Origin of the sequence: Methanomethylovorans sp., assembly GCF_041447285.1 — an archaeon.
GTDB lineage: Archaea > Halobacteriota > Methanosarcinia > Methanosarcinales > Methanosarcinaceae > Methanomethylovorans.
In genome coordinates this window covers 13,968-31,242 of sequence record NZ_JBGMEB010000005.1, presented here as the reverse complement: position 1 = coordinate 31,242, position 17,275 = coordinate 13,968, and the positions used below count along the sequence as shown (strand labels likewise).

At 39.9% G+C, this 17,275-nt stretch carries 8 protein-coding genes; all 8 read right to left on the bottom strand.

The features are described from left to right. Positions 1-179: 179 nt before the first annotated feature. Positions 180-6,239 carry a VWA domain-containing protein gene (locus ACC612_RS01905; protein ID WP_371852777.1) on the bottom strand — a complete coding sequence of 2,020 codons (6,060 nt, stop codon included), beginning with the start codon at positions 6,237-6,239 and terminating at the stop codon, positions 180-182. 273 nt (positions 6,240-6,512) lie between these two features. Further along, positions 6,513-12,179 carry a VWA domain-containing protein gene (locus tag ACC612_RS01900; RefSeq protein ID WP_371852776.1) on the bottom strand — a complete coding sequence of 1,889 codons (5,667 nt, stop codon included), beginning with the start codon at positions 12,177-12,179 and terminating at the stop codon, positions 6,513-6,515. 310 nt (positions 12,180-12,489) lie between these two features. Further along, the gene (locus ACC612_RS01895) at positions 12,490-13,974 is read right to left on the bottom strand and encodes a hypothetical protein (protein WP_371852775.1); all 1,485 of its coding nucleotides are present in this window, start codon (positions 13,972-13,974) and stop codon (positions 12,490-12,492) included. Next, positions 13,971-14,753, bottom strand: coding sequence for a hypothetical protein (locus ACC612_RS01890; protein ID WP_371852774.1), 783 nt, complete (start codon positions 14,751-14,753; stop codon positions 13,971-13,973). Before ACC612_RS01890 ends, ACC612_RS01895 begins: the two co-directional genes overlap by 4 nt. 10 nt (positions 14,754-14,763) lie before the next feature. Then, positions 14,764-15,234: a hypothetical protein gene (locus ACC612_RS01885; RefSeq protein WP_371852773.1), complete on the bottom strand. Its 471-nt coding sequence runs from the start codon at positions 15,232-15,234 to the stop codon at positions 14,764-14,766. After that, positions 15,231-16,097, bottom strand: coding sequence for a hypothetical protein (locus ACC612_RS01880; protein WP_371852772.1), 867 nt, complete (start codon positions 16,095-16,097; stop codon positions 15,231-15,233). The genes ACC612_RS01885 and ACC612_RS01880 overlap by 4 nt, the downstream gene beginning before the upstream one ends. Before the next feature lie 16 nt (positions 16,098-16,113). Beyond that, a complete protein-coding gene (locus ACC612_RS01875) occupies positions 16,114-16,734 on the bottom strand; it encodes a hypothetical protein (protein ID WP_371852771.1) in 621 nt (206 codons plus the stop codon). Between the two features lies 1 nt (position 16,735). Next, the gene (locus ACC612_RS01870) at positions 16,736-17,200 is read right to left on the bottom strand and encodes a hypothetical protein (protein ID WP_371852770.1); all 465 of its coding nucleotides are present in this window, start codon (positions 17,198-17,200) and stop codon (positions 16,736-16,738) included. Positions 17,201-17,275: the final 75 nt, after the last annotated feature.

Here is a 17,275-nt window from a genome sequence, read left to right as displayed (position 1 = left end):
ACACTTAATATATAAATTATTCTAAAAATAATTATATTTGCATAGTGTGCAGTCTCTGGTATTACTTTTAAAGAATACAGCAACAAAATGTGATTAGGAGAAAAAGAAAAAGAAAAAATGAAAATAACAGGCCAAAAAAGGTGGCCTGCTGCTAACAAAACAAACCGTTAATGTGAGGTTTAACTTATGCTGATCTTTCCTTTTGGTCTGACAACAAGCGTTTCTTCACAATCTTCTTCATCAGTGATATCATTCGCATTATATGCATTGGCAATGATGTAAGCATTTCCTGCAGTGGTTGTAGTAAAAGTCACGCTGTTGGAACCATTCACAGGTAAGGTGATCGGGTTTTCATGATCATTGAAATAACCAAGATCACTGTAAAGGGTCACAATAGCATTAGCAGGATTACCCGCATCATCCTTCACAGATAACGTCAGCTTAGTAGGCTCATTAATTAGGATAGTAGATTTATCAGCAGTCACAGTTAGGCCCGCTAGCTGAGTCACTATTGAAAGAGTGCTATCAGCATATACATCACCACTTACAGTGGGCAGATCCACTGTCACGTATTCGGTATCAAAGAATTCGTTCATATAGGTAATGTTTGATCCTGATAGGATAATGGGCACCGAATTTTGTCCTTGCACATCCATCTGATACCACAGTCCCCATTTTTCCCCTGCGTTCAGGTTAGGAAGATGCCACGTAAGTACTGATCTATCACTCATAGTCGTAATTATCGGCTCTGCATTAGCTGTTCTCGGAGATTTCGGAATGATGAAGGTGCTAAAGTTACCATTTGTATTGTTAGTGCTACCATTTACGAATGTAACTGTTGCTTTAACTCCGTTAATATCATAGTTGCGAGGTATCTGGATGTTCATTACAGGTCCCTCGACTGACAAACTTGTGATCTGTTCACCAATATCTTTGAAAATATTCTTCAGAATACTTGAGTTTGGCGCAAAATAATATTCGCCTCCGGTTATGTTTGCAATATCCGCAAGAATTGGGTCTACTTCAGATTCACTGTTACCGAATCCTACTGTATATATGACCGTATTGTTCTCTTTTGCCCGGTATGCCTGCTCCAGCAAGGAATGGTAGCCTGCATTATCTATTCCGTCTGTCAGCAGGACTACCGTAGAATTACCCGTTGCTGAAACTAATTCATTGTTCGCAGCAAGTAGTCCTTCATCAATGGCTGTCATACCATCAGCTGTTATTGTATCTATTGAATTTTCAAGGTGTGAGAGCGAATTGTTATTGAATGAAGATGCGACACTTGCAGTCCATTCATTCCACAGGACCGGAGTATTCTGGAAAGATTCATCCTGCATGGAAAATGCGATATCGAAACATTCATAGTCTTTATAAGTTGATGTCTCGACCTCTGATGCTGCTCCCCATGATGAGCCACTCCATTTTTGAATATTTAGGTCACTCGTATCATCAGATGTCATCAGGAAAATCTCATTTGAAGTGGGATCAGAAGTCAGTTGCACCCACTTTGGATAAGTGCCTATGTTTGAAGCAGAAGCGATATTGCTCCATGATACTCCGTTCCATACAACATATTTTGGATTATAGCTGTTATCTCCCAAAACTATCATTCCATTACCTGAAATCGAATCATACCCTACATCAATGCCCCTGGCACTAGGATATTTCACAGTGGTTGGAGAAGAATAGGAAGACCATGATGCACCATTCCAAATACCCACACGGACACCATAAGCATCCTGATGAGCTGCCATGATCTCATTTGAAGTTGGGTCCGCTGCTGCTGTGACCCAACAGTCGTAAGTGTTAGTTGTTGATTGAGAATATGGTGTGAAAGAACCAATAGATTTGCTGGTCCATGAAACTCCATTCCATATATACGATTTTAGATTTACATTACAAGTATATTTTAATGTATAATAGAAATATTGTTGAGATATCTGCCAGTCCGCATAGACGACCATGGCTCTTCCACTATTATCGTATACAACATCAAAACACTGATATCCATTATAACTATTAGCCGCGTTTGTTATTACAACAGAGTTGCCCCATTTGGAACCATCCCATATCTGGGCACGTATGACTCCTCCGCGGTCCTGAGTTGCAAGAACCATTTTATCAGAGTTCGGATCTGCTGCAAGCTTTACCCAGTAAATGGCATCACTACCTGTACCACTTACGGCAGCTGGAGAGCTCCATGAAGAACCATCCCAAACCATATACCGAGGAATCATGGAATTGACACTTCCATCAATGTAAGCTACGACTGCATCGCCCGAGATCTGCTCATACTGAACGTCAAAACCTCTTTTCGCATTTGAAGTCAACATCTTGCTTACTGTTTTAACTGATCCCCATGAACCGTCCCATACCTGAGCTTCGACATAACCCTGGCTGGTACCCGCTAGCATCATTATCTCGGCTCTGACAGGATTTGCTTCCATTACTGTATAATATAGATTTCCAGTTACTGATTTTGCTGACTGTTCATCAGACCATTGGGAATCATCCTTGTCCCATGCCCTGAAGCGCGGTTTCTGTAAACCTGACTCTGAATATGCAGTAAGTATCCTATCCGTTTGTGAACTTGAAACTTCGACAGTGAACTGAGTATCACTTAGATCAGTCCCTCCCTTTGTAACTTCCAGATGATAGGTTTTCCCTGCAGAGAGCAAAGAAGATACTGAGGATTCACCTGTGCCACTTGAAGAAGACAAAATGTCTATTCCATCATAGAGTTTGACCTCCATGTCAGAGGAATCCTCCCATGAGACAGTAAGATCATACAGAGCAGCTGTCTCCGGAGTAAAATAGCCAACCCATGTACTGTTACTAAGAATATAAGTGGTCTGAGTATCAGTCAAAGAGACTCCTTCATTACTATAAAGCACAAGTCCTGCTTTATCGCCATCACTTTCATTAAAGCTGGACATGAAAACATGAGATGATAATTGGGTTGCACTCTTCTTATCGATATATGTGGATACGAAGAAATTCTCCTGCCATGAACCCAGATCATTTACACCCATGCCTGTTACACGAATGGTCCAGGTACCGAATTCCACAGTATCTGTGTCGCTATCCGGATAAAGACCGGAAAGTGGACTTATCCATATATATTCAGATTTGCCATCAGTTCCAGGATAATAACCTGTTGTATCGTAACCAATACCATAAGCTTTTCCTGAAGGGCTTATCAACTGGAGATCAAGATTTGCATAGCTATGCTCCCATTGAAGTTTCACTTTAAGATCATTGATGGATTCATTTATCTCAAATTTATCTTCAAAATAGTCAGAAGATAAGGGTTTGTTAAACGAGATACCATATCCGTTTTCATTCAGGGAAGTTTCTGCCGGATACGATGCTATCTGACTACCGATGTCAGATATTACCACATTCCTTACCCTGTTATTGCCAATATAAGGTGGATTCGGATTTGGTTCATAATCTCTATAATAGTCGTAATAATCCCTGGAACCAGTGTAGTCATAATAGTCATAGAAAGTTATTGAGTTCTCACCGGCATGTATGTAATTCGTAATGTCGTACTGATACGTCTTCCATTGTCCACTATTAGCAGAAGTACTAACTGAAGGAGCCAGTACAAAATTCTCACCATTTACCCTGATAAGGCACTCTCCTGCAGTTGTTCCACCATAAAATGGACTTGCATCAAATACATCATCAAGATCATACCCTTGGAAGCTGAGAATGTAACGGTCTTGAATTGATATTGAGTCGTTGAAGTTGTAAGAATATGGTGTGAAACCCTCAAAACCATATTCTATATCTGTGATGTCGTAATCACATATTTCCTGTGCAATGGCATTATATATTGAAGCCAAATCAGAGCTGCTGGGAGCAGCATAATATTTTCCTCCTGTATCTGAAGCAATAGTTCTGAGAAGGCTTTCATCAATCTCATCTCCAAGACCGATAGTAAAAATGGTGATACTATTTGTTTTTGCCAGATTAACAGCAGCTGTACCTTGTTGATCTACACCCTGATTTGTCAATCCATCTGTAAGAAGGATCATTACCTTACGAGCATTAGAGCGACCATTGTTTATGAGCATAGAATTGGCATCTGCCATACCATTTCCCATTGCAGTCCCTCCAACTGCATGTAATTTATCGATAGAACTGTTGACAAGAAGCAGGTTTTCAGATGAGTTAAGTGGAGTTAATTCCAGATCTATATTGCTTGGTAAGAATGGCTCCCAAGCAAAAGATACCACTCCCAGTTGAGAGTTAGAAACCAGGTTCGTTGCAAATTTCTTGGATGCTGTCTTTGCAGCTAGCATAGCATCTCCATCCATACTCCCCGAACGATCAATAACAAGCACAACATCAAGAGGTGTCCCTGCATAATAATCAGGGTCCATACTACCGGAACGGTCAAGCACTAACATGGCATTTGACGCTGGTCGTGTGACAGGGAGATTTCCTTCAAAGGAGACAACTGTAGTTACGTTAACAACCTGACCGGATTTCAGGCGGGATTCAGGTTCCACATCTATGTATGCATTTAGGAAAGGTACATCTTTGACTGTGAAGATAGCGGATGCGTTCACATTACCTGCAGTTGCAACAATTGTAGTATTTCCTGGAACTTCGCCACACACAAAATTTAAGGTCGCCTTGCCAAAGGCATTTGTTGTTGTATTTATACTCGTGGCATTGATATTATCCATTAAAAGATGTCCTACTGTAGCATTCGTAGTACTTACAGTAAGATCAATTCCAGGTAAAGTATGCCCCCACTGATCCAGTGCAATCATTTTAACCGTACTTTCATGAGTTCCGTTCAAACCCTGAGCTAAGAGAGTATCTGGCGAAGCATACATATCAAGATGGAAAAGGTCACCTGCTATGAATTCCAATGTTGTAGAATTGGTGATGTTCGTGTACCCGCTGGAATTCCTATATGTGGCGGTGACATCTACATTTTCAACATATGGACTGGGGCCCATTTTAATATTTGCTTTTCCCTCTTCATTGAGAGGAAGTATTGCAGAACTGCTGCCGCTATAGAAAACAATCTGTTCTGTTATAGGAGATACTTCTGGAATAATAGGATTGAGGAATTTATCCACAGCCTGACATGTAAGATTGTATGTATCTTGATTGTTAGCATAGGCAAATGTAGGGGAACGTGTAAAGGAAAGACCATCAACCACATCTGCAAGTCCTTTTATTGGAATCTCGGTAGCTAAAGAAGTATTTGAGACTGTAATATTAACGGTGTTATTACCTGCCCTTTTGTCTGTCCTGAATACTGTCGAAGCAATTCCATCAATTCCCGTAACCGAGTTCATATTGCTTAGTCGCAATGAATTGTACTCATATGGACTGTTATATGGCGTGTGATCTGGAGGAGTTGAATTAAAAAGGACAGAAGCGTTATTTATAGGGTTATTATAAAAGTCATAAACAAATACAGTTATTCCTGAAGTCGTGTTCACAGTGTATTCATCAGTATAACTTGTGAACATCCTGAATGGTGCGCCTGGTTTAACTTCAATATCCTCTGTGCTAGTAATTTCTCCGCATGAAGCATAGATGTTAATATTGCCTGTAACAGTAGAATTGATCTCTAATAATACATCCGGATCAGCAATTGTCGTATTTGTAATATCCACATGCGTACTATTGGCCTGTATCTGAGCCAATGTATATGATGAATTTCTGATATCTATCTGATGAATGGTATTTCCGTAAACATCTTCAAATGTAACGTTCAAGGCCAGTTCAGCAGTTTCATTGATATTTCCGAACTGGTCTAAAGTATCAACCGTGACATTGAAAACATCTCCGGCAGTCACTGGGTCCTCCGATTCTACCATGCTGATGCTTGCTGGTCTGAGAGGTGAAAAAGTTATATTTGTAGTGTTAGAAATACTCCCAGTGGTCGCAGTTACTGTTGCAAGCCCGGATTCTGTGGTCGTAAGAAATACCTGAGCATATCCTGAGGAATTGGTCACCGCTGAAGTTGAGCTTAAGTAACCCAAGTTTGTGCCGAAATTCACGAGAATATTATTTAAAGGTATAGAATTGCCCATGACTCTGACTGTCATACTAACATTGTCACTAACACTATTCTGATAATAAGATGGATACATCTGTATAGTTGATGGTGACGGCATTAATGCAACAACAGCCATTGCAGACATACTTAATGAAATAAGGACCAATAATAAGACCATGAATCTTGTTTGAACTCTCATTGCAGAACCTCAGGTAAACTCGTATTTCAGCGACATTGGATATTTTCAATTAACAATACGCTGATATTTATCCATGCACATATATATAAATAAGATGAACATTAGTTCCATGCTTTTCTTTTATACATTCAGTTTCCACTTTCTCAGGATATTGCCTCTTTTTGAAAAAAGACAGGAGCTTGCAATAATGTAAACAGTGACGTGATTATGATTAAAAAATAAATGTCAGGCCAAAAAGTATGGCCGATATAAAATGTAACAATGGAATTGGCTCTAATTTATCCTGATCATACCCTTTGGTCTTATAACAAGCAATTTGTCACATTGCTTTGTGTCAGTTACATTGTTTACATTATATGCACAAGCTATGACATGGGCGTTCCCTGCCATTATACTTGAGAAAGTTAAGGTTCTGCGACCATCCACTGTAACATTTATGCGGTTTTGCTGACCATTCAAAGAACCAAGGTTTGTGTAAAGAATAACATACGCAGAAGTATAGTTACCAGTAATATCCCTTACCTCCAATGTCAACTCTGAGGATTCGTTTATCAACATCAATGGCTTGCTAGCTGTTATAGTAAAACTTCCAAGTGGATATGGATCACTATTTGCCGAACTCCCGCTGATAGCACTGCCTCCTCCTGGTACAGACGACTCAATATCTTCACCAGCCACATTCATATAGCTAATATTAGAACCTGTCATAACCAAGGGAACATACCCAGTTCCTTCTACAACCATCTGATACCATACTCCCCATTTTTCCCCTGTGCTTAGGGTAGGAAGTTGCCAGCTAAGTACTGATCTGTTACTTAGGGTTGTAATAGACGGTTCAGCATTGCCTCTTGAAGGATATTTAGGAGTGACAAAAGAACTCCTGTCACCTGTTGTGAAGTTACTGCTTCCCGAAATGTATGTAGCACCTACGATCCCGGCAGATGTAGCATAGTTGTGAGGTACCTGAAGGTTTAATACAGGTCCCTGAGCTGAAAAGTTTGTGATCTGGTCGGCAATACCTTTGAATATATCCTTTAAGACACTGGAATTTGGTGCAAAATAATATTCTCCGCCTGTCACATTTGCAATTTCAAGAAGTATGGGATCGACTTCAGATTCACTTTTTCCAAACCCAACAGTGTATATGATAGTATTGTTTTCTTTTGCCTTGTATGCTTCTTTCAACAGGGAATGATAACCTGCATTATCCAGACCGTCTGTCATAAGGACTATTGTAGAACTACCATTCACATAAGACAGTTCGTTGTTGGCAACGAACAAACCTTCATCTATTGCTGTCAGGCCATCAGCTGTAATAGTATCTATTGAATTGCCAAGATGAGCTAGAGAATCATTGTTCAAAGTAGATGTAACCTCAGCCGTCCACTCGGTCCATAAAACTGGAGTGCTTTGAACAGATGCTTCCTGAGAATTGTATGCAATATCAAAGCATTCGTAGGAATTACTGGAAGAAGTTTCAACCTCTGTGGCACTACTCCAGGAAGAGCCTGTCCATTTCTGAATATTCAGATCGTAAGAGTCATCAGATGTCATGAGGAAAATTTCATCTGATGATGGATCAGGTGTCAACTGTACCCACATTGGATATCCTGAACCAAAATTAGAAGCTGATGCCTCATTACTCCATGAAACACCATTCCATGTTTCATATTTAGGTGTTGAGGTAGTATCGCCCCATACCACAAGACCTGTTTCACTTGATTGTTCAAAAGCAACATCTACAGTCCTTCTACTAGAAGTACCTGCATTATTTTCAAGTAGTCTGCTGGAAGACCATGAAGAACCCGTCCATGTATTTGCATATATATCATTAGCAATATCCTGAGAAACAAGTATCATATTATTTGAATGGAGATCTGCAGCTAATTTCAACCAGCAGACACTATTTGAGAACGAATAAAGATTCTGTTCACTTCCCCAAGAGACTCCATTCCAAATACGATACTTAACATAGCTTGAATCTGCCCAGACTACCATCGCACGCCCTGTGCTCTGTTCATATGCTATGTCAAAGCACTGATAAATTGATGTTTTCGCATTTTTTGTAATTTCAACTGGACTTCCCCAAGAGTTACCGTTCCATACCTGTGCACGTATATAATTTGAACTATCAAGGGTTGCAAGAATCATTTCATCTGAATTCGGACTTGCTTCAAGCCTGACCCATCTTACTTCCCCTGGACCAGTAATTTTAGAAGCAGTTGCGGAAGCAGAACTCCAGGAAGAGCCATCCCAGATTTTATATTGAGGAATACTAACGTTAATGCTACGATTCATATAAACGACAACTGCGTCTCCTGATAACTGCTCGTATTTTACATCAAACCCTCTTTTGAAGTTTTCATAATAGTTATTGAAATAATTAAAATAATTGCTGAGTTCACTAACAGAACCCCAGGAAATACCATTCCAGATTTGGACATTAATATCGTTATCACTATCACCTGTTACCATCATTATTTCAGATCTAACAGGACTTGACTCCAACAATACAAAATAAGGGTATGCGCCAACGTTCTTAGCAGATTTTTCTATAGACCATTGGGAATCATTCCAAGTTCTGAACCTTGGTGTTACAGTACTATCGTAATAGGCAGTCATTACAGTATCAAGGGGTAAAGTTGTAACATTGACAACAAAATGAGTATCATCAGTAGATGCTGCTCCTTTAGTAATATCCAGATAATAGGTTTCTCCTGCAAAAAGTACAGAAGATACTTCACAGGCACCTGCACCACTTGATGAATCCAGCAAATCTGTACCATCATAAAGACAAGCCTCTATATTTGAAGAATCATCCCATGATAGATCGAAGTTATATCTCCCAGTGGTCTGGACTGTAAAATATCCTACCCATGTACTGTTTTTAAGAATATAACTGGATTGACTAGCACTAAGTGAATTACCTTCAAAACTGTAAAGTGCAAGCCCTGCTTTATCCCCACGGCTTTCATCAAAACTCGATATGAAGGCATGTGATGACAGTTTAGCTGCACTTTTTTTGTCTATATATGTGGAAACAGAGAAATTCTCCTGCCATGAACCCACATCATTTACACCTATCCCTGTTACACGTACTGTCCAGTCGCCTATTTCCACAGTATCTGTATCGCTATCAGGGTAAACACCGGAAAGCGGACTTATCCATATATATTCAGATTTGCTATCAGCACCCGGATAATAACCGGTATCATTGTAACCAATTCCATAAATCTTCTTTGATGGGCTTATCAACTGAAGATCAAGATTTGCAGAGCTATGCTCCCATTGAAGTTTGACTTTAAGGTCATTGATGGATTCGTTTATCTCAAATGTATCTTCAAAATAGTCAGAAGATAAAGGTTTATTAAAAGAGAGAACATACCCATTTTCGTTAAGAGCAGTGTCTGTTGTATATGATTTAATCTGGTTACCACTACCAGATATCACCACATTCCTTACCCTGTTATTGCCAATCGAAGATGGATTCGGGTTTGGGTAATAATCTTTATAATAGTCGTAGTAATCCCTGGAGCCGGTGTAATCATAATAGTCATAGAATGAAATAGAATTCTCACCGGCATGTATGTAATTTGTAATATCGTATTGATACGTCTTCCATAGGTTACTGTTAGCAGGAGTACTGGCTGATGGCACCAATCTGAAATTTTCACCATCTACCTTGATCAGACATTCTCCTGCAGTTGTTCCACCATAAAATGGACTTGCGTCAAATACATCATCTAGATCATATCCCTCGAAGCTGAGAATGTAACTATCTTGAATAGATATTGAGTCATTGAAGCTATAGGAATATGGTGTAAAACCCTCGAAACCGTACTCAATATCCGTAATGTCATAATCACATATTTCCTGAGCAATTGCATTATATATTGAAGCCAGATCAGAACTGCTGGGAGCAGCATAATATTTGCCTCCTGTATTTGAGGCAATAGATCGGAGAAGGCTTTCATCGATCTCGTTTCCAAGACCAATTGTATATATAGTAATGTCATTTGTTTTTGCCAGATCAACAGCAGCCGTACCTTGTTGATCTATACCCTGATTTGTTAATCCATCTGTAAGAAGTATCATTACCTTACGGGAATCAGAACGTCCGTTGTTTACTAGCATGGAGTTGGCATCTGCCATACCTTCACCCATCGCAGTTCCTCCAACTGAATGCATTTTATCGATAGAATTGCTGACAAGAAGCAGGTTTTTAGATGAATTGAGTGGAGTTAATTCCAGATCTATACTGCTTGGTAAGAATGGCTCCCAGGCAAAAGATACCACTCCCAGTTGAGAGTTAGAAACCAGATTTGTTGCAAAGTTTTTGGATGCTGTCTTTGCAGCTAACATAGCATCTCCATCCATACTTCCTGACCTGTCAATGACAAGAACAACATCCAGAGGAGTACCTGCATAGTAGTCTGGATCCATACTACCGGAACGGTCAAGAACCAGCATGGCATTTGCTGCGGGTCTCGTAACCTGAAGGTCTCCTTCTACAGATACCACTGTAGTAACGTTTACTATACCTCCAGATTTCAGAGATTCAGGTTCAATACTGACATTTGTGCTGACAAAAGGCACATTTTTGGTCGTTATTGGAGCAGATACAGTTGCATTTCCTGCAGTGGCAATAATCGTAGTAGTTCCTGGAACAGTACTTGAAAAAAAATTCAAAGTTGCTTTACCAAGATCATTTGTTGTTGCATGTATTGTTGTGGCGTTAACACCATTCAACGAGAGGTAACCCACTGTAGAGTTTGTAGTAGCGATGGTGAGATTTACTCCGGGCAGTGTATGACCCCATTGATCCAGTGCAACCACCTTAACGGTACTCTCGTGATTACCATGCAGATTCTGTGTAAGCAAAGTGTCAGGTGAACAGTATATTGTAAGACTTAGATTAGACCCAGGTATAAATTCCAATGTTGTGGAGTTGGTGATATTTGTATAACCACCAGCATTTTTGTATGTAGCATTGATAGTAATATTTTCAACATATGGTGTGGGTCCAAATCTATCCGTTGCTTTTCCCTCTTGATTAAGAATGAAAATATCAGAACGGCTACCACTATAGAAAATTACTTGCTCATTTATAGGGAAACTATCTGGAATGATAGGATTGAGGAATTGATCTACAGGCTGAGCAATCAGCTTGTATATGTCTTGATTATTTGCATAAGCAATTGTGGGAGTATGAGTTAGAATAATTTTATTTACCTCATCTGCAAGGACTTTGATAGATGTATTATTGCTGGCACTATCGCAAGATGCAGAAATGCTGATATTACCTGCAATTGTGGAATTTATTGCCAAAATTACATTTTGATCGCTGGTTGCTGAGTTTGTGAGCACTATATCAGCTGCGCCACCATCCGTTAGATTACGACTGACATGTATGTTAGTCAAATTATATGGCTTCCTTATGAGCTGGGTCTCTTTGAGAGTATTTCCAAAGACATCTTCAAACGTGAGGTTCAAGGTCATAGCTGCAGTATCATTAACATTGCCAAACTGATCCAACATGCGTATTCTTACAGTGGTAATATTGCCTGCAGTTACAGGTTTCTCTGATTTTGGGATGATTATACTCTTGGGGCTAGTAGGAGAAAAAGTAATATTTGTAATCTTTAAAAGGCTTCCAACACTTGTATTCAATGTTGCAATACCAGAATCTGTTGATCTAAGAAATACCCGACCATATCCTGAGGCATTGGTCAAAGTTGAAGCTGAGTTCAGAGTACCTAGATTTGTGATGAAATTTACAGCCATATTGCTTAAAGGTGTAGAGTTTTCTGTGACCCTGACCACTATGCTCACATTATCTCCTGCACTATTCTGGACATGCAGTGGATATACATCAATAGTTAAAGCCATTGCAGATACACTTAATGAAAGAAGCATTAGTGACAGGATTATTAATCTCATTTGAACTCTCATCTCAAAACCTCAGGCATATTCAAATTTAGCAAGACTGGATATTTTCAATTAACAATACACTCAAGCTTCATCATGAACATGTATATAAAGAAAATGAACATCAATTTCTTCTTTGTACAGTTATACTATTATTGTGCATTTCATGAATGAACAAAAAATCTATCATATCCTACACAATTTAATTGAACTACAAAGTATTCTCAACTTAAAAATGCTAGAGGAACCTAGCAAGACCCATGTGGATATAAAAGTGATCCACTTTAAGGCCTGGCCATCTATCAGAGTTTATAGTAGATGTTTAACTAAGTGAAGTTGCCAGATCATTCTTTGTCACATGTAAGTATGTAATAGCTCCAGGCATGCCTTCATAATTTAATGTAAGGCTTGACTCATCATAGTCCACAGGATCAGACTTCCCCGGACTGTTCAAGCTGAACTTTACTGACCCATCCATTGTAATAAGTTTCATGTAATGCTGAGTAATGTTGTAAAGTGATAACTGTGAAGTACCATTCAATTCGACATTTGGTGGTATACTGATAGAACTTGTGTCATTCCATGAAAAATCATCAGATGCATCATATTCCATTATAAAGTTCTTATCCAACAGATCAACGATAGCTTCCTGATCCTGTTTGCTGCCTGTTATAGGAAAGATATCATCAAAATCATAACCAATCCATTCTTCTGCATAGGAAGCGGCATTTGTATCCTGGTATGTTACAGTAAGCTGAAGCTGATTTGCTCCTCCTTTCTTTGCCAGAGAATAAGTCAAAGTCTTGGTACCTGAAGTTGCAGATATCTGATAATTTGTTGGGTTTAGGCCCTGGGAAGCCCTGGCACCGAGATCAAAAGAGAAGTTGTACATAGGTGATGACTTAGAAGCATTGAGTGCACCCACTTTGAAATTATGCGTAAGTGTTGATTTACCCATAGCCGGCATGACCTCAAGTTCTACTACTGCCGTGCTATTGGCTTCATCCACAGTGGCACTTGTATATGCAAGAGTATTAGCATAGTCAGCCCATGCATTGTAAAAGTCGCTCTTAATGTACACAAGGACCTTGTCTGACTTGAGAGGATTAATCATCCTGCTGTCCACAATAGGATTTGGATACAGCACAGTGGGCATGTTACTGGAGCTTACAGTCATTGCTACATCACTTGCACCGCTAATACTTGTATTTCCTTTGATACACATGATTGGCAATGTCAACGTCTCACCATTATAGTTAAATTCAGGAGGTGAGATCATAACAGCTTTCCCGGTTGGATATTTAGACCACACTCCACCACCCTCGTATCCCACTATACGATCATCTTTTTTGTAAATGATACTGCCCATTGACACATTGAACATGGTGAAGTTCGTCTCGGTTTCAAAACCTTCCCAGGATTCCCACCTATAGCGTTGCTGGCTGAAACTATCATACCACGATGCATCAATGTCAGCCAATACAACCGTAACCCTGCTATCATCATAAGATGAGTTGTCTCCATTGACCTCCAAAGACCCTCCCATGAGGGATAGAGAAGTTGTCTGGACAGGTGATTCTCCCAAGGCTACTTTGCTGGTTCTTGAGTCAAATACAGTAAATGCCTGTTCTGCTTTTTGTGATTTTGCCATATCCTGCATATCGTTGATAGTAGGCATACCATATAGCAGGATAGCACCTACAGAAAGAGTCGTAAGCATAAGTATTATTATCATACCTACTACTGAAGAATCTGCAGTTTCGCATTCTAGAATACTATTTTTTCTGGCCATCTTCTCTTCTCTCATTGAATAGTAACCCTCATGGGCGAGTAAACTATCACTACATCTATGCTGTTCGGAGAGTATTGCTTTGATGCAAATACAGTATTATTGGCTGTGTCATATCCTGTTATCCGCATGTCAAGTGTTTCATTGAGGAATCTTCCCCAACCATCGTAATACTCGCTGCCTATGGTGATGTTCACCATTGATACATTCTCATACCTGTGCACCGAAGGCACTCCTCCGTCACATACAACCCGAACCAGCCCTGTGCCAGAGACACTCGAAGAACCGGATACCATCACTGCAGGTATCATTAACAGATCATTACTCACTGCAAAACTAGGCTTCGATATCATCACTACTTTTTCCCGTTCATATTTTGCCCAGGAACCAGTGTTCTCATAACCTATAGACCGTTCTTGATACCGATTTTCTATTACTCTCAGCTGCCTGTCAAAAGACTCAGTATCCACTATCCCGGTGGAAGAATTCCACACCTGCATATCCACACTAATGGAACTAGTACCTGTAACAGCTGTTGTACTATCATGTAATTTTATTTCCACTGACTGGGAAGGTGAGTTACCGAATGCTACCTTATTAATATTTGAAGTAAGCACCGTAAAGCTTTGCTTTATGTTCTCTGTATGCTGTGCTTCCTGCATATATTCCACTAAGGGGTAACCGGCAGTACCAATGATAGATATTGCAAGCAGCATGATACCCATGGTTATGCTGAAGTCAACTACTTCAGAGACACCCTCTTCAGAATTCTTTAGAGCTTTCAAGCTTTTTTCCATGCACCCCATCTTACCTTATCTCCAGACTTCTTTGCACAGGATCATAGGTCATATAGTGCCTGCCGGCTTCACTGAAGATCGTGCTCTCCATAACTGCAATGTTGTTTGTACTGTAGGGTATCATCACCTTAGTCTCTGCTTTATCACGGGATTGCAGCATTATCTCATGGCTGCTGTTTACTACGCTCACAGAATAATGCTCTCCAGCTATCTGATCAGGGAGACTGAGTTCATATTCCATAACTCCTATGCGTGCTCCGGAATTATTCATGACAGCTACCAATGAATCTATACTTGCAATTTGCATAGAAATATCATTTCCGTGAATCTCAAACTCGCTTCTCATGACAGTCTGCTCCGCTCTGTCCATAAGCGTATAGAAAGAAGTAAGCACAGTAACCAGTGCTATGACACTGATTACAAAAGTAAGAATGAAACCAACTGAAATCGAAACAGCGGTTTCGTCTTTGAGGAGTTTCATGCGCTTCCTCCGGGAACGGGAACAGGATATGAAACGAACATTTCTTTATCTGCAGATGCTATTGTGATGTTTGCAAGCACTACCGAATGCCTTGCTATGGTGAAAGGCTGGCTGTCAGCAAGATTCCCTGATACTGTTAATGTACCTTCACCAGCTGCGCCATTTATCACATTTATCTGATATTCGTGAGAAGAAGTCAGATCATTGAAATGGAAGTTAAAGTCACTCCCATCAATGGAGTTACCTGTTACATTAAGAAAAACATTAAGGTAACCTGAAGAACTGACAGTACCCAGTGTGGAGTTGCTGTCCATGACGCTCACATTTACATTGCCTTCAGAATCATAGACATCCATAGCCCAAAGCAGATTGCCACCTGTTTCAACAGCCTCAATGCGCAAACATGAAGAAACATCATCAAGAGTGCTTGCATCTGGAATTTCTATTACAAAACTATTTGTTAAGTTCACATTGCGTATCAATGTCCAGTTAGCTACACCATCAACCATGCCATTCTTTGAAAAATGAGCATTTATGAGGCTGCTATTTTCGATCTCCAGACTTGTTCCTGACAAAGCAAAAGATTTAGACACTTCACTCTGGTACGAAGACAGATATGCTTGAAACGCATTGTTATCAAAAGTACCTGAAGAAATTGCACTTGTATAGGCATCCTCATAAGCCTGTGAAGTTAGTGCAAGCACATTTCCCATTTCATAAGAACTAGTCTCAGTGCTGGAATCCGAGGCCATATTGCTTGCATATATGACATTATTAAGCATAACAGTGAAGACGACAATACCCACACCTATGGCAAAGCCGGCAATAAGTAACAGTTGTGCTGAATCGTCATCTGCTCTCATCATATTTCTCCTGTTATCACATTCTCCAGAGGGTCAGTCTCACATCAACAATATTATAGAAATCCGAAGAGGGATCTGAATCAGGTATACCTGTGTTCGCCAGAAAAGTAGCAGGATCAGAAATATCATGGTTAGAAAGAAGTACTTTTCTTGAAATTGAAACTGCGTTGTCGGAAGGGTCTCCGTTGTAGATGTATGCTGTTCCCTGAGGCAACCCTGAACTGTCAATATACGAGAAAAGAACATTGTGTGCTATACCTCTGGGTACAGCTATCTCTTTGAGTATCCCCTCAGTGGAGCTGTTCAAAAGAGTGTAATCCGTAGTAGTTACCGAGCAATATGCTGTACCATTCCAGGAATATTCCTCTCCATTCCATGAGATAATATCCTGCCTGATAGGAGAAGTATCTCCTGAAGAAGCATGGTCCAGCACATTGAGCATATCCTGCCCCATTGTCTGCATTTGAGCTTCAATATGAGCATTGGCTGTAGATGATGTAAGAGGTGTAAGGGACGTTGCCTGTACAGTAAAAACAATTACTGAAACCATAATCATAGTGGCAGTAACTGCTTCCAATGTGTGCATCTGACCTAGAGAGTCACTTTTCAGACTGCAGTCAGCATTATTTCTGGCCATGTCACCACACCCGGAATGACAGTATGGCATGGTGGGTTTCACCGTCAATGTCCTCTATTAGTACTACTCTTTTAGTCTGTCCTATATTTCCCGCCTCTGGCAAATTTTTCCCAGCACAGGAGATAACTTTTGTACCATTTTCCAGTGAAATGTTCAGATCATAAAGAAAAAATGTACCATTGAGTCCCAGAGAGTCCTGAGTACTGCTATAGTTGTTGTTCAATTGTATGAAAAAATCATTCAGAAGGCTATTGCTCACTATGTTGTATGTCTGTGAGTCACCGGAACTTATTCGATCCTCCACTACAGTAGTGGCTACTCTGTCGGCTATCATGGTCACCTCATCCGAACTCGATTCAAATGGTGTGAAAAGTCCTGTGGTATATTGGAACACAAAAACAAGGGCTAAGAGGAATATTGTAATTCCGACAAGATAGTCCAGTGTGATCTGTCCATTTTCGTCCATTAAATAGAATATATTTGTAAATTATATAAATATAACTTATCTATTATTTATACCGAGTCAGTTGAGCTTACATTT